This is a genomic window from Streptomyces sp. NPDC021020 (genome assembly GCF_044333285.1).
In the GTDB taxonomy this organism is placed as follows: Bacteria; Actinomycetota; Actinomycetes; order Streptomycetales; family Streptomycetaceae; genus Actinacidiphila.
On record NZ_JBIRQQ010000010.1, the window covers coordinates 305,458 to 324,227 of the forward strand.

The 18,770-nt window shown below is 76.5% G+C and carries 7 protein-coding genes; all 7 read left to right on the top strand.

Going from position 1 to position 18,770, the window contains the following annotated elements:
* The first annotated feature begins 9 nt into the window (after window positions 1-9).
* The 7 genes from ACH4SL_RS29320 to ACH4SL_RS29350 are packed head-to-tail and all read left to right on the top strand — an operon-like array spanning window position 10 to window position 18,770.
* Window positions 10-591, top strand: a complete 582-nt coding sequence (locus ACH4SL_RS29320) for a flavin reductase family protein (RefSeq protein WP_398450930.1) — start codon at window positions 10-12, stop codon at window positions 589-591.
* A complete protein-coding gene (locus ACH4SL_RS29325; protein ID WP_398450933.1) occupies window positions 588-2,450 on the top strand; it encodes an amino acid adenylation domain-containing protein in 1,863 nt (620 codons plus the stop codon). Before ACH4SL_RS29320 ends, ACH4SL_RS29325 begins: the two co-directional genes overlap by 4 nt.
* Window positions 2,447-5,668 (top strand): condensation domain-containing protein, encoded by a 3,222-nt coding sequence (locus ACH4SL_RS29330; protein WP_398450935.1) that lies wholly within the window; start codon window positions 2,447-2,449, stop codon window positions 5,666-5,668. The genes ACH4SL_RS29325 and ACH4SL_RS29330 overlap by 4 nt, the downstream gene beginning before the upstream one ends.
* Window position 5,669: 1 nt before the next feature.
* Window positions 5,670-8,711, top strand: a complete 3,042-nt coding sequence (locus ACH4SL_RS29335) for an amino acid adenylation domain-containing protein (protein ID WP_398450937.1) — start codon at window positions 5,670-5,672, stop codon at window positions 8,709-8,711.
* Between the two features lie 2 nt (window positions 8,712-8,713).
* A complete protein-coding gene (locus tag ACH4SL_RS29340; protein ID WP_398450939.1) occupies window positions 8,714-11,782 on the top strand; it encodes a type I polyketide synthase in 3,069 nt (1,022 codons plus the stop codon).
* Window positions 11,779-18,543: a MupA/Atu3671 family FMN-dependent luciferase-like monooxygenase gene (locus ACH4SL_RS29345; RefSeq protein WP_398450941.1), complete on the top strand. Its 6,765-nt coding sequence runs from the start codon at window positions 11,779-11,781 to the stop codon at window positions 18,541-18,543. Before ACH4SL_RS29340 ends, ACH4SL_RS29345 begins: the two co-directional genes overlap by 4 nt.
* Window positions 18,540-18,770 carry an acyl carrier protein gene (locus tag ACH4SL_RS29350; RefSeq protein WP_398450943.1) on the top strand — a complete coding sequence of 77 codons (231 nt, stop codon included), beginning with the start codon at window positions 18,540-18,542 and terminating at the stop codon, window positions 18,768-18,770. The genes ACH4SL_RS29345 and ACH4SL_RS29350 overlap by 4 nt, the downstream gene beginning before the upstream one ends.

An 18,770-nucleotide genomic window follows, 5' to 3' on the forward strand; every position in this document is an offset into this window, starting at 1 on the left:
GTCCAGCACATGGAGCACACGAAGGCCGCGACCGCGCCGCCGCCCGCGGCCGTTGCGGCACGCAGCACGGACGTCGACGCCTTCCGCGGGCTGATGGCGGGATTTCCCAGCGGGGTCGCGGTGGTGACGACGACGGGGGCGGGGACCGGCGTGCCGTTCGGCCTGACCTGCACCTCGCTGTGCGCGGTGTCACTGGCTCCGCCGATGCTGCTGGTCAGCCTCGACAACCGCAGCGGCACCCTGCGGGAGCTGCTGGCCGGCGGCGGCTTCGCGGTGAACCTGCTGCACCGGTGGGGGCGGCGGGCCGCGGAGGTCTTCGCGACCGGCGGCGGCGACCGCTTCGCCGGAGTCGTCTGGCGGCCCGCGGGCGACTCCGGCCTGCCGTGCCTGACGGAGGACGCGCACTCCTTCGCCGAGTGTCGGGTGCGCAGCACCACTCCCGCGGGCGACCACACGGTCGTCATCGCGGAGGTGGTGTCCGTACGGCATCTCGCCCAGCACCCGCCGCTGCTGTACGGGCTGCGCGGGTATGCCGCGTGGCCGTCCGGCGGTGAGGCGGGGAGCGCCGCGGTGACGGGGGTGGCCGGATGAGCGGGGTGCTGGAGCTCTTCGCGGAGCAGGTGGCGCGCACGCCGGACGCCGAGGCGGTCGTGCTGGGCAAGGAGCGGATGACCTACCGCGAACTGGACCGGCGGTCCGACCGGCTGGCCCGGTATCTGCACGGGCGCGGGGCCGGGCCGGACGAGGTGGTGGGGCTGTACCTGGAGCGGTCGGCGGGGATGATCACCGCGCTGCTCGCGGTGCTCAAGTCGGGCGCCGCCTACCTGCCGCTGGACCCCGGGCTGCCCGCCGAGCGGCTGGCCCGGATCGTGGAGCGGGCCGCGCCCCGGCTGGTGCTCACCCAGCGCTCGCTGGCCGGCCTGCTGCCCGCCGGTACGGCCACGGTGACCGAGGACGACGACGCGGCGGTGGCGGCCTGCCCGGCGCAGGCCCCGGACACCGGGCTGCACCCGCACAACCTGGCCTACGTCATCTTCACCTCGGGCTCCACCGGGACGCCCAAGGGCATCATGATCGACCACCGCGCGCTGGGGGACCGCGCCGCGGCCAAGACCGAGCTGTACGGATTCGGCCCCGGCGACCGGGTGCTCCAGTTCACCTCGCTGGCGTTCGACGCGGCCGCGGCGGAGATCTACCCGGCGCTGCTGTCGGGCGCGACCCTGGTGGTGCACCCCAGGCCGCAGTGGACGTCACCGAGGGAACTGCTGGACGACTGCCGCCGGCTCGGCATCAGCAGCGTGATGCTGCCGCCGGTCTTCCTGCAGCTGCTGGTGGAGGAGCTGGAGGCGTCGGGCGAGCGGATCCCGTGGCTGCGGCACTTCGTCACCGGCGGGGAGAGCATCCCGGTGGGGCGGCTCGCGGCCTGGGCCCGGCTCAACCCCCACCGGCCGCACTTCGTCTACGCGTACGGCCCGACCGAGACCACCGTCGCGGCGACGCTGTACCTGCCGCCGATGGACCCCGACCTGATCGGCCGGCTGGAGCGGGTGCCGATCGGCAGCCCGCTGCCGGGCACCGGTGTGCACGTCCTCGACGACGCGCTGCGGCCGGTACCGGCGGGCGAGGTCGGCGAGCTGTGGATCACCGGCACGGGACTGGCCCGCGGCTACCTCGGCCAGCCCGCCCTGACTGCCGAGTCGTTCGTGCCGAGCCCGTTCGGCCCCCCGGGGTCGCGGATGTACCGCACCGGGGACCTGGCGCGGCAGACCGCCGGCGGGGCGCTCGAGTTCGCCGGCCGGGTCGACGACCAGGTGAAGATCCGCGGCTACCGTATCGACCCGGGCGACATCGCCGCCGCGCTCGCGCTGCACCCCGAGCTGGGCCCGTCCGTGGTCGTGCCGTACGACGGCAGGCTCGCGGCCTACTGCGTGCCGCGCGGCGCGGTGCGTCCCGGGGCGCGCGAGCTGCGGGAGTTCCTGGCCGCGAAGCTGCCGGAGTACATGGTGCCGTCCCACTTCGTGGTGCTGGACGCGCTGCCGCTGATGCCCGGCGGCAAGGTCGACCTCAAGGCCCTGCCCGACCCGCAGGAGGCCCTGCCCGACCCGGCACCGGGCGCCGCGCCCGTCTCGCCGGTCGAGCAGCTGCTCGCGGAGATCTGGTGCGAGCTGCTGCGCCGCGACAGCGTCGGCACCGACGAGGACTTCTTCGCCGCGGGCGGCGACTCGCTGCTGGCCAACCAGGTCGTCGCCCGGGTCCGCGACACCTTCGGCATCGCGGTACCGCTCCAGACGGTCTTCCGCTCGCCCACCCTGGGCGGCCTGGCGGCGGAGGTGACGGAGGCCGCCGCGGCCGACACGGCGGCGGCGGAGGTGCTGGCGCTGCTGTCCGACATCGGGAGCATGTCGGACGAGGAGGCCGGCCGGCTGCTCGGCGGGGAGGCGGGCCGGTGACGGCCGGTCGGACGGCGCGGGCGTCGGTGCTCTCGCCGGTCAAACGCGCCCTGCTGGAGCGGGCCCTGGCCGAGCGCCGGTCGCGCGCCGCCGACGGCATCCCGCGGCGGGCCGGGGACGGCCCGGCGCCGCTGGCCTTCGCACAGCGCGGCATCTGGTTCCTGGACCGGTGGCAGCCGGACAGCGGCCTGTACGGGGCGCGCGAGACGCTGCGGCTGGTCGGGCCGCTGGACGTCACCGCGCTGCGCCGGGCGGTGGACGCGGTCGTCGCACGGCACGTCGTCCTGCGCACGTCCTTCCCCGAGGACGGCGGCGCACCCGTGCAGGTGGCCGCGCCGGCGGGGACGGTACCGGTGCCGCTGGTGGACCTGCGCCGCCTCGGCCCGCGGGAGCGGGAGGCCGCTGCCGCCCGGCTGCGGCGGGCCGAGGCGGAGTGGCACTTCGCCCTCGCCTCCGGGCCGCTGCTGCGGGCGGTGCTCCTGCGCACCGCCGACGACGAGCACCTGCTGCTGCTGTCGCTGCACCACATCGTGGCGGACGGCTGGTCGTACGCGCTGCTCGTCGCGGAGCTGTCCGCGCACTGCACCGCCTTCGGCACCGGCGCGGAACCGCAGGTGCCGGAACTGCCGCTGCAGTTCGCGGACTTCGCCGCCTGGCAGGAGGACCGCGCGCGGGCCGGGGCCTTCCGCGCGGGCCTGGACCAGTGGCGCGAGCGGCTCGCGGGCGCACCCGCCGTGCTCGACCTGCCCGCCGACCGGCCGCGGCCCGCGGTGCGGGACCACCACTCGGGCATCGCCGGGTCCGTGCTGCCCGCCGAGGTCGCCGACGGACTGCGGCGGCTGGCCCGGCGGGAGGGCGCGACGCTGTTCATGACGCTGCTCGCGGGCTTCCACGCCGTGCTGCACCTGTGGTCCGGCGAGGCGGACGTCGTCGTGGGCTGCCCGGTGGCCGGACGCTCCCACCGCGACCTGGAGCCGCTGATCGGCTGCTTCGTCAACACCGTCGCCGTACGCTGCGACACCGGCGGCGATCCGGACTTCGGGACGCTGCTCGGCCGGGTGCGCGCGGCCGTGCTGGACGCGCAGGCACGCCAGGACGTGCCCTTCGAGCTGGTCGTGGAGGAGCTGGGGCTGGCGCGCAGCACCGCGCACAGCCCGGTCTTCCAGGCGATGTTCGCCTACCAGAACGTCCCGCGGCCCGTGTGGGACCTGGCCGGCGTCGCGGTCGAACCGGTCGGCCTGACCCACCCCGCCGAGGCCTTCGACCTGTCGCTGACGATGGCCGACGACGGACCCGCCGGTCTGACGGCGACGCTCAGCTACGCCGCGGACCTCTTCGACGCGGCGACCGCCGAACGGCTGCTGGCCGACCTCGGCGCGCTGCTGGCGGACGCCGCCGCGGACCCGGACCGGCCGCTGACCGCCCTCGGCGGCGTCACCCCGCCGCCGCGCCGGGAGTTCGCTCTGCCCACGGCCTCCCCGGCCGCCGTGGAACCCGGGCCGTCCGGCAGGGCGCGTGCGACCGCGGAACTGCTGCACGGGCTGTGGTCGGATCTGTTGGGCCCCGAGGCGGGGGAGGTCACCGACAGCACGGACTTCTTCCGTGCGGGCGGCCATTCGCTGCTGGCCGTGCAGCTCGTCTCGCGTCTGCGGCGCGACCTCGCCGTGGACGTACCGCTGCGCGCGGTGTTCGAGGCGCCGACGCCCGCGCGTCTGGCCGACCGGATCGCCGAGGCCCTCGCGGGCGGCGCGGCCCCGGTGCCGCCGCCGGTGAGGGCGGATCCCGGCGCGGGGCCGGCGCCGCTGTCGCACGCCCAGCGGCGGCTGTGGTTCGTCGAGCAGCTCGACCGGGGCGGCGCGCACCACAACGTCGCCACCGCGCTGTGGCTCGACGGGCCGCTGGACGCCGGGGCGCTGGGACGCGCCGCCGACGCCGTACGCGCCCGGCACGACATGCTGCGCACCACCGTGCGCCAGCAGGCGGGCGGTCCGGTGCAGGTGGTGGCGCCGGCGCGGCCGTGCGGGCTGCCGGTCACCGACCTGGCGGGGCAGGGCACGGCGTCCGCCGAGGAGGAGGCGCTGCGGCTGGCCGAGGAGGAGGCGGCGCTGCCGTTCGACCTCGCCGCGGACGCGCCGCTGCGGATGCGGCTGGTCCGGCTGTCGCCGGTGCGGCACCTGCTGCTCGTGACGGTCCACCACATCGCCACCGACGCCTGGTCCACCGAGCTGCTCTTCGAGGAGCTGTGGGCGGCCTACGCGGTGGCGGGCGCGGGCGAGGACCCGGCGCTGCCGCCGCTGGAGGTGCAGTACGCCGACTACGCCCGCTGGGAGCGCGAGCAGCTGCCGGGCGTCACCGCGCGCACGGCGGACTACTGGCGCGAGCGGCTCGCGGGCGCGCCCGAGGCGCTGGCCCTGCCGTACGACCGCCCGCTGCCGGGCACGGCCGTCTTCACGGCGGCCACGCTGCCGTACGAGCTGGGCGAGCGGGAGACGGCGGAGCTGGTCGCCTTCTGCCTGCGCGAGGGCGTGACCGTCTTCATGGCGGTGCTGGCGGCGTACCTGATGCTGCTGCGCCACCACTGCGAGCAGGACGACCTGGTGGTGGGGTCGGGCACGGCCGGGCGGCAGACGGTCGAGGTCGAGCCGGTCATCGGCTTCTTCACCAACCAGCTGGTGCTGCGCACCCGGGTGGCGGCGACCGACACCGTACGCGAGGTGCTGGCGCGGGTGCGGGAGACGGCGCTCGGCGCGCAGGCGCACGCCGACCTGCCCTTCGACCGGCTGGTGGAGCTGCTCAGGCCGCCGCGCCGGCCGGACCGGCCGCCGCTCTTCCACGTGGAGATCGAGTACCACCGCCGGCCGGACACGGTGCCCGGTCCCGCCGGGGTGACGGTGACCCCGCAGGAGCGGCACGCCCCGACCGCCACCCAGGACCTGTCGCTGCACGTGGTGCAGACCCCGACCGCGGTGCGCGGCGCGCTGGTCCACAACGCCGACTCGTTCACCGCCGCGACGGCCGCCCGGATGCTGGGCGAGCTGCGCGCGCTGCTGTCGGGCGTCGTGGCCGCTCCCGGGGACACGGTCGCCGACGTGACCGCGCGCGCCGTGGACGCCCGGCGGCAGGAGACCGCCCGGCAGCGTGCCACCGCGGCCAGGGCTCGTTTCGACAGTGTGCGCCGCCGCTCGGCCGCCGCACCCCCGCACGATGCCAGGAGCTGACGTGGAAGCGTCCGAGGAGTCACCCCAGCAGCGGCACATCCGGGCCTGGGCCGCGGCCGGGGACGTCCACCCGGCGCGGGTCGTCCTGCGCCTCGACGGGCCCCTGGACCGGGACCGCCTGGACGCGGCCCTGTCCGCGGTGGCGGACCGCCACGGCCTGACGCGCGCCGCCGACGGCTCCGGCGGCGGCGTGCTGGACACGGCGGTCGAGACCACCGGCCCGGGGCGGCACCGGCTCACCCTCGCGCTGCCCGCGCTCCTCGCCGACGGCCGCAGCCTCGATCTGCTGGCCGGCGACACCGCCGACGCCTACGCCGACGCCGTCACGGGCGGGCCCGCCCTGCCGGAGGCGCTGCCGTACGCGGAGTTCGCGGCCTGGCAGAACGCGCTGCGGGACGACGAGGAGGCGGGTGGGCCGCGGGACTTCGGGCGGCTGCGGGAGCTGCGGCGCACCCAGCGGCTGCCGTGGGAGGCGGACGGGCCGGCAGGGCCCCTGGCCCGAGCCGCCGCGCTGCTCCGGCCGGAGGAGTCGGCCGCGGTGGAGGCGGCGGCGGACGCGCTGGGCGCGACGGCGGCGGACTTCCTGCACGCCTGCTGGACGGTCCTGCTGTGGCGGCACGCCAGGACGCCCGAGATCGTCACCGGCGCGGTCGTCGACTGCCGGGTGTACGAGGAGCTGGCGCCCCTCGTGGGGGCGTGCGCCAAGGTGCTCCCGGTCGTCGGCCCGGTCGCGGAGGGCGACGTCTTCGCGGACGTGCTGGAGCGGCTGCGCAAGGCCGCGGCGGTGGTCCGGGAGGAGCTGGAGTTCTTCGCGTGGCCGCCGGACGACGCGGCCGAACCCGCGCACCCGGTGTGGGGCTTCGAGCACCGTGCGGCGCCGGAGCCGCGGACGGCCGCGGGGGTGACCTTCGCCGAGGAGTCGCGGGCGGTGTGGAGCGGGCCCTTCACCCTGCTGCTGCGGTGCGAGGCCGGAGCCGGCGGGCTGCGGCTGGTGCTGGAGCACCGCACCGGGCAGGTGGACGCCGGCTACGCGGCCTGCCTGCTGGAGCAGTTCCGCTCGCTGGCCGCGCACGCCGCCGCCGCGCCGCGGACCGCCGTGGGGCGGCTGCGGGCGGACGACGGGGGCGAGGGCCCGGCAGCGGCGGGGCGGGAGGGCGCGTGGCGGGCACCGCGGTGGTGCGCCCACGAGCAGGTCGCGGCGCGGGCCGCGGAGGCACCCGGCCGGATCGCGGTGACCGCGGGCGGCAGCAGCCTGACGTACGGCGAACTCGACGCCGCCGCCAACCGGCTCGCCCGCTACCTGGCGGCGCTCGGCGCGGGTCCCGAGTCGCTGGTCGGGGTGTGCCTGGAGCGCGGCCTCGACATGGTGGTCGCCCTGCTGGCCGTCCACCGGGCCGGCGCCGCGTACGTCCCGGTCGACCCGCACTACCCGGCCGGGCACATCGCGGCGATCCTGGGCGACACCCGGCTCACCGTCCTGCTGACCGACGCGTCGGCCCCGCGGGAGGTCGCGCCCGCCGGCCTGCCGGCCGTACGGCTGGACCTGGAACGCGACGCGATCGGCGCGCACAGCGCCGAGCCGCCCGGCACGGTCAGCCACCCGGACCAGCTCGCCTACGTCCTGCACACCTCGGGCTCCACGGGGGCGCCCAAGGGCGTGCAGATCTCCCAGGGCGCCTTCGCCGCCTTCCTGCGGGCGATGAGCGGGACGCCGGGGATCGGCGCGGACGACAGCCTGGTGGCGGTGACGACGCTCTCCTTCGACATCGCCGGCCTGGAACTGTGGCTGCCGCTCGTCGCGGGCGCCCGGGTGACGGTGGCGGGCCGGGCCGAGGCCGCCGACCCGCGGGCGCTCGCCGCGCTCCTGGACAGCAGCGCCGCGACCGTGCTCCAGGCCACGCCGGTGACCTGGCGGATGCTGCTGTCCGCGGGGTGGCCCGGATCGCCGCGGCTCACCGCGCTGGTCGGCGGCGAGGCGCTGCCACCCGCCCTGGCCGCCGCGCTGCGGCCGCGGGTGGGCCGGATGTGGAACATGTACGGGCCGACGGAGACGACCGTGTGGTCGGCCTGCGCGGAGATCGACGCCGCCGAGCCCGCACAGGTGACGGTCGGCCACCCCGTCGACGGCACCTGCGCGCACGTGCTGGACGACCGGATGCGTCCGGTGCCCGTCGGCATGGTCGGCGAGCTGTGCCTCGGCGGTCTCGGCGTCGCCCGCGGCTACCTGGGCCGCCCGGGGCTGACCGCCGAGCGCTTCGTCCCGGACCCCTTCGGCTGCCTGCCCGGCGGGCGGGTGTACCGCACCGGCGACCTCGCGCGGCGGGACCCGCAGGGGCGGCTGCACGTGCTGGGGCGCGCGGACAGCCAGGTGAAGGTGCGCGGCTTCCGTATCGAACTCGGCGCGGTCGAGGCGGCGCTGGCCCGGCACCCGGCGGTGCGCCTCGCGGTGGCCGTGACGGCTCCGGAGGCGTCCGGCGACCTGCGGCTCGACGCGCACGTGGTGCCCGTCGAGGGCGCCGCCGTCGATCCGGCGGCGCTGTCGGCCTTCCTGCGCGAGACGGTACCGCCGGCCATGGTGCCCTCGCGGATCGGGATTCTGGCCGAGCTGCCGCTGACCGCCAACGGCAAGGTCGACCGGGCGGCACTGCCCGAGGTCGCGGCGGCCTCCGCGCCGCCGGGTCCGCGCACCGGCGCGGTGTCCGCGCTGGAACGCACCGTCGTGGGCGTGCTGGCCGACGCCCTGGGTGTGGCCGAGGTCGGGGCGGCCGACAACTTCTTCGAGCTGGGCGGCCACTCGGTGCTGCTGGTGGAGGTCGCGGCGCGGCTGACGGAGGAACTCGGCCGCGAGGTCGGCACGCTGGCGCTCCTGGAGCACCCGACGGTCGCGGCGCTCGCCGCCCACCTGGGCGCGGCGGACGGCCGGGACGCGGGGCGGGAGCCGCCGGAAGCGGCCGCGGACGAGCGGGACGGCGGCGGTCGCGGGGACCGCGCGGCGGGACGGGACCGGCTGCGGCGGCGCCGGACGATGGTGGAGGAACACTGAGCGTGGACACCCAGGACAGCGTGGACACCGCGGACCGCGGCGGCTCCGCGGACGACGGCGGCGCGGACATCGCGATCATCGGCATGGCCGGGCGCTTCCCCGGCGCCGCGGACACCGGCGCCTTCTGGCCGCTGCTGAGGGACGGCGCGGAGGCCGTCACCTTCTTCTCCGAGCAGGAGCTGCTCGACGAGGGCGTCCCCGAACAGGTCGTCAAGGACCCGCGCTACGTCCGCGCCAAGGGCTACCTGCCGGGCGCGGACCTCTTCGACGCGGGCTTCTTCGGATTCAGCCCGCGCGACGCCGCCACCCTCGACCCGCAGCAGCGGATCTTCCTCGAATGCGCCTGGGAGGCGCTGGAGGACGCGGGCGTGGACCCGGACCGCGCACCGGCGACCGGCCTCTACGCGGGGTCGAGCACCGGCACGTACCTGGGGCGGCCGCTGCGCGAGCTGTCCTACCTGCCGGACTTCATGGAGGTCGTCCTCGGCAACGACAAGGACATGCTGCCCACCCGTACCGCCTACAAGCTGGGCCTGACCGGCCCGGCGATCTGCGTGCAGTCGGCGTGCTCGACGGCGCTGGTCGCGGTGCACCTCGCCTGCCAGGGGCTGCTCAGCGGGGACTGCGACATCGCGCTGGCCGGCGGGGTCTCGGTCATGGTGCCGCTGCGGGAGGGCTACCTCCACCAGGAGGAGGGCATCTACGCGCGCGACGGCCGCTGCATGCCCTTCGACGCACGGGCCACCGGGACGGTGCCTGGCGACGGCGTCGGGGTGGTGGTGCTGAAGATGCTCGGCGACGCCCTCGCGGACGGGGACACCGTCCGAGCCGTCGTCAAGGGCAGCGCGGTCAACAACGACGGTGCCGCGAAGGTCGGCTACACCGCTCCCTCGGTCGCCGGCCAGGCCGCGGTGATCAGGGCCGCCCACCGCGCCGCGGGAGTGCGCCCCGGCGGCATCGGCTACGTGGAGACGCACGGCACCGCGACGGTGCTGGGCGACCCGATCGAGGTCACCGCGCTGAGCCGGGCCTTCCGCGACGGCGGGGCGGAGGGCACGGGGACCTGTGCGATCGGCTCGGTGAAGGCCGCCATCGGCCACCTGGACGTGGCCGCCGGGATCGCCGGGCTGATCAAGACCGTCCTGGCGCTGGAGCACCGCACGCTGCCGCCGAGCCCGTACTTCCGCACGCCCAACCCGAAGGCGGAGCTGGCGAGCAGCCCCTTCCACGTCCCCGCCCGGGCGCTCCCGTGGCCGGCCGGCGCCGGGCCGCGCAGGGCGGGGGTCAGCTCCTTCGGCATCGGCGGCACGAACGCCCATGTGGTGGTCGAGGAGGCCCCCGCGGCTCCGGCCTCCCCTCCCCCGGCGCCGGGCCCGCAGCTGCTGCTGGTCTCCGCACGGACCCGACGGGCCGCGGACGAGGCGGCGCTGCGGCTCGCCGACCGGCTGGCGGAGGACGGCGGGCCGTCGCTGGCCGACGCGGCGTACACCACGCAGCTCGGCCGGAAGGCCTTCGAACACCGGCGCTTCGTGGTGGCGGCGGACGCCGCGGAGGCCGTCGCGGCGCTGCGGACGCCCGCCGGGCCCGCGACCGGTTCGCCGGCACCCGCCACCGCGCCGCCGGTGGTCCTCCTGCTGCCGGGCCAGGGCGCGCAGCACCCGGCGATGGCGGCGGAGCTGTACGCGGCGCACGGCGTCTTCCGTGCGGAGTACGACCGCTGCCGCGGCTTCCTGGACGGGGAAGCGGCCGCCGTCCTGGAGCGGTTGACCCGGCCCGGCGCGCCGCCCGGGATTCTCGACGGGACGCAGCACGCCCAGCCCGCCCTCTTCGCCGTCGAGTACGCGCTGGCCCGGCAGTGGCAGGAGTGGGGCGTGCGGCCCGCCGGGCTGCTCGGCCACAGCCTGGGCGAGTACGTCGCGGCCTGCCTGGCCGGGGTGTTCCGGCTCGGCGACGCCGTGGCCCTGGTCGCGGCGCGCGGCGCACTGATGGGCAGGGCCGCGCCGGGGGCGATGCTCGGGGTGCAGCTCGGCGAGGACGAACTGGGCGAGCTGCCCGCGGGAGTGTCCCTGGCCGCGGTCAACGCCGCCGACCAGTGCACGGTCGCCGGGGCGCCGGACGCGGTCGAGGCGTACCGGCGGTCGCTGGCCGCACGGGAGGTGGGGTGCCGGCTGCTGCACACCACCCGGGCCTTCCACTCCCCCGCGATGGAGGAGGCCGCGCACCGGCTGCGCGAGGTCGTCGCGGGCCTGGCGCCGCGGGCTCCCGAAGTGCCGTTCGTCTCCGACGTCACCGGCGACTGGATCACCGCGGAGCAGGCGACCGACCCCGGCTACTGGGCCGAGCACACGCTGCGGCCGGTGCGGTTCGCCGCGGGCCTGGCGACCGTCACGGCGGACGGTTCCCGCCCGGTGCTGCTGGAGGTCGGCCCGGGGCAGGGCCTGACCGCGCTGGCCCGGCGCGTCCGCCCGGGAGGCGCGGCGGCGGTGGCCTCGACCGCCAGGCCCGGGTCCGGGCGCGGCGACACGGCGGCGCTGGAGCACGCGGCCGGGGCGCTGTGGGCGGCGGGCGTCGCCGTGGACTGGCGGCGGCGCACGTCCGGGCGGGGCCGGCGCAAGGTCCCGCTGCCGGCGTATCCCTTCCAGCGGCAGCGGTACTGGCGCGAGGACATCGCCGGACCGGCCGCCTACCCGGATGCCGCGGCGGCCGGCGCGGTCCCGTACGACGGGACGACCGCGGGCCCCGGCAACGTGGAGGCGGCCGCGGCCGCGGAGACCGACCTGTTCAGCGGGCCGCAGGCGGACGTGCGCCGCGCCGTCGCCGAGATCTGGCAGGAGCTGCTGGGCGTCGAACCCGGCGGGATCACGGGCGACTTCTTCGAGCTGGGCGGGCACTCGCTGCTCGGCACCCGGCTGGTGAACCGGCTGCGCGACCGCTTCGGCGTGGAGTGCCGGCTGCGGGAGCTGTTCGCCGAGCCGACGGTGGCGGGCCAGGCGGAACTGGTGGCGACGCTGCGCGCGCTCGGCCGCCGCCCGGCGGAACGTCCGCAGGACAACGAGGAGGGGGCACTGTGAGGGTCGTCGAACTGCTGGCCCGGCTGCGGACGGCGGGCGTGGAGGTGTGGGCGGACGGCGATCTGCTGCGTTTCAGCGCGCCGCCGGGAGCGCTCACTCCGGAACTGCGGGCCGCCCTCGGCGAGCACAAGCAGGAGGTGCTGGAGATCCTGCGGCGGGGCGCGGACCCCGCGCGGGAGGACCGGCCGCTGGCGCCGGTGCCGCACGACGGGCCGCTGCCGGTCTCGCTCCAGCAGCGCCGGATGTGGTTCTTCGAGCAGGTCCACCCCGGCACCGCCACGTACCACATGAGCGCGCGCTGGCGGATAGCGGGACCGCTGGACACCGCGGCGCTCGCCCGGTGCCTCGGCGAGGTCGCGCGGCGGCACGGCACGCTGCGCACCGCCTTCCGGCTCGACGGCGGGGAGCCGGTCCAGCAGGTCCAGGCGGCGGTGGAGCTGCCGCTGCCGGTCACGGACCTGACCGGGCTGCCGGAGGCCGAACGGGAGGAGCGCGCGGCGTGCCTGGTGGCCGAGGACGTCGCCCGGCCCTTCGACCTGGGGCGGCCGCCGCTGCTGCGCGCCCTGCTGCTGCGCACCGGCGCCGAGGAGTGGACGCTCGCGCTGACGGTGCACCACATCATCGCCGACATGTGGTCGGTGGACGTGCTGCTGAAGGAGATCGCGGCGCTCTACCCGGGCGGCGCGGGCACGTCCGGGCTCCCCGCCCTCCCGGTGCAGTACGCCGACTTCGCCGTCTGGCAGCGCGCCCGGCTGGAGTCCGGCGAGCTGCACGCGCAGGTGGAGCGCCGCACCGCCGCCCTCGCGGGCGCCCCGACCCTGCTCGACCTGCCCACCGACCGGCCCCGGCCGGGGACCGCGACGTACGCGGGCGGGCAGGTCACCCTGGACGTGCCCGCGGACCTCGTGGACGCTGTCGACGCGCTGTGCCGCGAGGAGGGCGCCACACGCTTCATGGCGATGCTCGCGGCCTTCCATGTGCTGCTCGGCCGCTACTGCGGCGAGAGCGACACCCTGGTCGGCGTGCCCACCGCCAACCGCACCCGGCTGGAGACGGAGAACCTGATCGGCTTCTTCGTCAACACCCTGGTCATGCGGGGCGACACCGCCGACGACCCGACCGTGCGCGAGTTCCTGCGGCGGGTGCGCGACGGCGCCCTGGAGGCGTACGAGCACCAGGAGACCCCGGTGGAGTCGCTGGTGGAGTCGCTGCACCCGCGGCGCGACCCGGCGCGCTCGCCGCTCTTCCAGGCGATGTTCACGGTGCAGAACACCTCGATGGCGCCGCTGCGGCTGGCCGGGCTCGACGTGCGGCCGGTACGCAGCGACCGGGTGGCGACCGAGTTCGACCTGACCCTGGAGTTCACCGACCCGCGCGAGCCGGCGGCGGAACCGGGCGCCCCGAGCGGCCTCGGCGGGCCGAGCGTGTCGGTCCTCTACAACGCCGACGTCTTCACCGCCGACTCCATGACGCGGCTGCTGGGCCACTGGCGGACCCTGCTGGAGGGCATGACGGCCGGTCCCGGCCGCCGGGTCGGGGAACTGCCGCTGCTGGACGGCGCGGAGAGCGAGCTGGTGCTGCACGGCTGGAACGCCACCGAGGACACCTCGCCGCGGCGACCCGTCCACGAGGAGATCGCCGCCAGGGCCGCGGCGCACCCGGGGGCCGTCGCGCTCGCCTTCCGGGACCGCGAGCTGTCCTACGGCGACCTGGCGGCGGACAGCGCCGCGCTGGCGGAGCGGCTGCGGGCCGCGGGCGCCGGCGCCGGCCGACTCGTCGCGGTGTGCGTGGAGCGCTCGCCGGAGATGGTCGCCGCCCTGCTCGGCGTGCTGCGCTCGGGCGCCGGCTACCTGCCGCTGGACCCGTCGATGCCGCCGGAGCGGCTGGCGTACGTCATGGACGACGCCGGGGTGTCCGCGGTGGTCACCACCCGGGCCCACCGCGCGCTGTTCGCCGGGCGCCCGGTACCGCTGGTGCTGGCCGACGCCCCCGACGAGCCCGCCCTGGGCGGTGACGGCCCCGGCGCGGGCGGGAGCAGCGGCGAGCCGGGCCTGGCGTACGCCATCTACACCTCCGGCTCCACCGGGCGCCCCAAGGGCGTACTGGTCGGACACGGCGAGCTGGCCAACTTCATGGCCGCGATGGACGGAGTGCTCGGCGACCGCGAGGACGGCGTGTGGCTGGCGCTGACCAGCGTGTCGTTCGACATCGCCGCCCTGGAGCTGCTGTGGCCGCTGCGCCGCGGCTGGAAGGTCGTGGTGCAGGGCGACGGCGAACTGCTGCCGGGCGCGGAACACCGGCCGCTGGACGTCGGGCTGATGTACTTCGCCGTCAGCAGTGAGGAGGGCAGCCCGGCGGACCGCTACCGGCTGCTGCTGGACGGCGCGCGCTTCGCCGACACGCACGGCTTCTCCGCGGTGTGGACCCCGGAGCGGCACTTCGACCGCTTCGGCGGCCTCTACCCCAACCCCGCCGTCACCGCGGCCGCGCTGGCCATGGTCACCGAGCGGGTGGCGCTGCGGGCGGGCAGCGTGGTGCTCCCGCTCCAGAACCCGCTGCGGGTCGCCGAGGAGTGGGCGGTGGTGGACAACCTCTCCGGCGGCCGCGCGGGCATCGCCTTCGCCTCCGGCTGGCACGCCGACGACTTCGCGCTGGCCGCGGGTCCCGAGGTGTACGAGCGGCGCAAGGAGGTGATGCGGGAGGGCATCGACACCGTACGGCGGCTGTGGCGCGGCGAATCGGTGACGGCGGTCAACGGGGTGGGCCGGGAGACCGAACTGCTCACCTATCCGCGGCCGCTGACGGACGCCCCGGCGGTGTGGCTGGCGGCGGCCGGCAGCCCCGAGACCTTCCGGCTGGCCGGTGAGCTGGGCGCGGGGGTGCTCACCCATCTGCTGGGGCAGGAGCTCGCGGACGTCGCGGAGAAGACCGCGGTCTACCGCGCGGCGTGGCGGGAGGCGGGGCACCCGGGCGAGGGGCATGTGACGCTGATGGCGCACACCTTCGTCGGCACCGATCCCGACGAGGTGCGCGAACGGGTGCGCGGGCCCTTCCGCGAGTACCTGCGGCGCTCCTTCGGCCTGATCAGGGCGCTCGCGCCGAGCCTGGGCATCGAGGGCGAGCCGACACCGGACGACGTCGAGGCGCTGCTGGACGTCGGCTTCGCGCACTACTACGACGGCGGCGCCCTCATCGGCACGGTGGACGAGTGCGTGGCCATGGCCGGGCGGATCACCGCCGCGGGCGTGGACGAGCTGGCCTGCCTCATCGACTTCGGTGTGCCCACCGCGGAGGTGCTGGCGTCGCTGCCGCTGCTGGACGAGGTCCGCCGCCGGGTCTCGGCCGACGCCGGCGCCGACCACGGCATCGCGGCGCAGATCCGGCGGCACGGCGTCACGCACGTGCAGTGCACCCCGACGCTGGCCGGGGTGCTGCTGGCCGACCCGCGGACCCGCGGGGCGCTCGCGGAGGTCGACACCTTCCTCGTCGGCGGCGAGGCGCTCACCGGCGCGCTCGCCGCGGACCTGGCGGGCACGGTCCGCGGCCGGGTGCTCAACATGTACGGGCCCACCGAGACGACGATCTGGTCGTCGGTGTGGCAGGTGGCGGCGGGCGCCGACGTCACCATCGGCGACCCGGTCGCCAACACCTCGCTGTACGTGCTCGACGCACATCTGCGGCCGGTGCCGCTCGGCGTGCCCGGCGAGCTGTGGATCGGCGGCCACGGGGTGGCCCGCGGCTACCTGGGCCGCCCCGAGCTGACGGCCGAACGCTTCGTGCCCTCCCCGTTCGTCCCCGGCGACCGGCTCTACCGCACGGGCGACCGGGTACGCAGGCGGGCGGACGGCGCCCTGGAGTTCCTGGGCCGGATGGACCGGCAGGTCAAGCTCGGCGGGCACCGGATCGAACCGGGCGAGATCGAGGCGGGCCTGGCCGGGTACGAGGGGGTGCGCCAGGCCGCCGTGGCGGTCCGCGAGGACGGCGCCGGGCGCCGGGCGCTGGCCGGGTATCTCGTCGCGGACGGCCCGCGCCCGTCGGCCGCCGACCTGCGGGCGCATCTGCTGCGCTCGATGCCCGCCGTGATGGTGCCGGCCACGTTCGTCTGGCTGGACGAGCTGCCGCTCAACCCGAACGGCAAGGTCGACCACCGCCGGCTGCCGGACCCCGCGGACGTCGACACCGCCCGCCGGGAGCGCACCGCCGCGGGCACCCGCGGTCCGCTCACCGACCCGACCGAGCAGGTGATCGCGGGAATCTGGCAGGACGTGCTGGACGTCGACGCGGTCGGCCCCGACGACGACTTCTTCGAGCTGGGCGGCCACTCCCTGATGGCCATCCAGATGGTCTCCCGGCTGCGCGAGGCGCTGGGGGGCGACATCTCGCTGCGTACCGTCTTCGAGGCCGGTACGGTCGCCGAGCTGGCCCGCCGGGCGCGCCGGGCGGGCCCCGCGCAGGACGACGGTATACCGCCGCTGGTGCGCCGGCCGAGGCCGCAGGACCCGGTGCCGCTGTCCTTCGCGCAGCAGCGGATGTGGTTCTTCGAGCTGATGAACCCGGGCGTCAGCTCCTACCACCTGGCGGCGGCGCTGCGGCTGCGCGGCGCGCTGGAGCCGGACCACCTGCGGCGCGCCTTCGAGGAGGTCGTCCGGCGCCACGAGATCCTGCGGACCAACTTCGACGAGGCGGACGGCACGCCGGTGCAGCTCGTCGCCGGCCACCGCGAGGTGCCCCTGCCGGTGGTGGACTTCGCCGGACGGGACGACGCGGCCCTGGTGGCGGCCGCCCGCGAGGAGGCCCGCCGGCCCTTCGACCTGGCGCGCGACCCGCTGCTGCGCACCACCTTGCTGCGGTTGTCGCCGACCGAGCACGTCCTGCTGCTGACCACCCACCACATCGTGGCGGACAGCTGGTCGATCGGCGTGATGGCGGGCGAGCTGGGCGCCCTGTACGACGCCTACCGCACGGACGGCACTCCGCGGCTGCCGGAACTTCCCGTGCAGTACGCCGACTTCACGCTCTGGCAGCAGGAGTGGCTGGCCGGCGGCGTGGTGCGGCGGCAGCTGGAGTTCTGGCGGGAGGCGCTGGAGGGCGCGCCGCCGCTGCTGACGCTGCCGTACGACCGGCCGCGTCCGCAGATCCCCGGCCACCGGGGCGAGCAGCTGGTCTTCCGGCTGCCCCGGGAGACCTCCGACGGGGTCGCGGCGCTCAGCTCGGACAGCGGGGCCACGGTCTTCATCATCCTGCTCGCGGCCTTCGCCGTCCTGCTGCACCGCTGGTCGGAGCACGAGCGGATCGTGCTGGGCGTGCCGGTCGGCGGCCGTACCCGGCCCGAGCTCGAACCGATGATCGGCTTCTTCGCCAACATCACCGCGCTGAACATCGACCTCACCGGGGAGCCCTCCTTCACCGAGGTGCTCCGGCGGGTGCGCGAGCGGGTGGTCAGCAGCTACGACCACCAGGACCTGCCGGTGGAGAAGCTCGTCGCGGAGCTGGGCGTGGAGCGGACCCTCGCGTACAACCCGCTCTTCCAGGTCATGTTCGTCTACACCAACGACCTCGCCCTCTCCCCCTCGTTCGGCGGCCTGGAGGTCAGCCCCGTCGAGGCGCATCCCGGGCACGTGTTCATGGACCTCAACATGGCCATGGAGGACGGTCCCGACGGGCTCCAGGGCACCCTGGACTACAGCTCGGAACTGTTCGACGCGTCCACCGTGGCGTGGCTGCTGGACAGCTTCCGGGTACTGCTGGACGCCGCGGTCGCCGCACCCGACTCCCCCGCCGGCGGGCTGCCCCTCGCCGCGCCGCCCGAGCGGGCGGACGCCGGGGCCCGGCAGGACGACACGCTGCCCGTGGTGGTCGCCGCGACCTTCACCGCGGGCCCGCTGGCGCCCTCGCTCGCGTACTGGGCGGAGCACACCGGACTGCCGATCGCGCTGGACCTCGCGCCGTACGACCAGGTCTTCCAGCAGCTGCTGACGCCGGGCAGCGCGATGGACCGCAACACCGGCGGCGTCAACGTCGTGCTGCTGCGCCCCGAGGACTGGGGCGCGGACGCCGTCCAGCGCGCCGAGGTGGGCCAGGAGTTCACCCAGGCCGTCAAGGCCTTCCAGAGCGAGCGGCCCTCGCCGCTGGTGGCCGTGCTGTGCCCGGCGGCCGACCTCGGCGGGACGGCGCAGTGGCGGCGGGCGCTCGGCGCGGGCCTGGCCCAGATCGAGGACGTCGTGTGCCTCGACATGGCGGAGCTGCTCGCGCTCTACGACGTCGGCGACTACCACGACCCGGTGTCGGAGGCCACCGGCAACATCCCGTACACCCAGGAGTTCTTCGCGGCGCTCGGCACCGTACTGGCACGGCAGCTGTCGGCGCTGACCACCGAGGCGCCCGGGGTGGTGGTGCTGGACGGCGACGCGCTGGCGGCCGCTCCCGAGGAGGTGCGCCGGGCGCTCGCCGACGTCGGCGAGACGCTGGCCGGGCAGGGCAGGCGGCTGGAGGTGCTGCGGACCGGCGGGCGGCCGCCGGCCGAGGCGCTGGCGGACGTGCTGGCGGACGTGCTGGCCGGGGTGGAGGACGGGGACTGGCTGTTCGTCAGCGGGGACCCGGTGACGTGCGAGGCCGTGCGCAGCGCCCGGCCGGACGCGCTGGTGGTGGAGTGTCCGGCGGAGCCCGCCGAGCTGGGCCGGCTGCTCGGGCACGTGTGGGAGTTCGACGCCCCGGGGCAGCCCGTCCCGGGGGCGGCCTGGTGGGAGGGAAGGCGCGGATGAGGCTTGAGGAACTGGTGGCGGCGGTCCTGGAACTGCCGCCGGACGTGGTGACGGACGACACCGCGCAGCACAACACCGGCGAGTGGACGAGCAGGTCGCACATCCAGCTGGTGGTCGCGGTGGAGGACGCCTACGGGGTCTCGCTGTCGCTCGGCGAGATCCGGGAGCTGACCAGCGTGGGTGCGGCGCGGCGGATCCTGGAGGGGCGCGGGGTGCCGGTGGGCTGA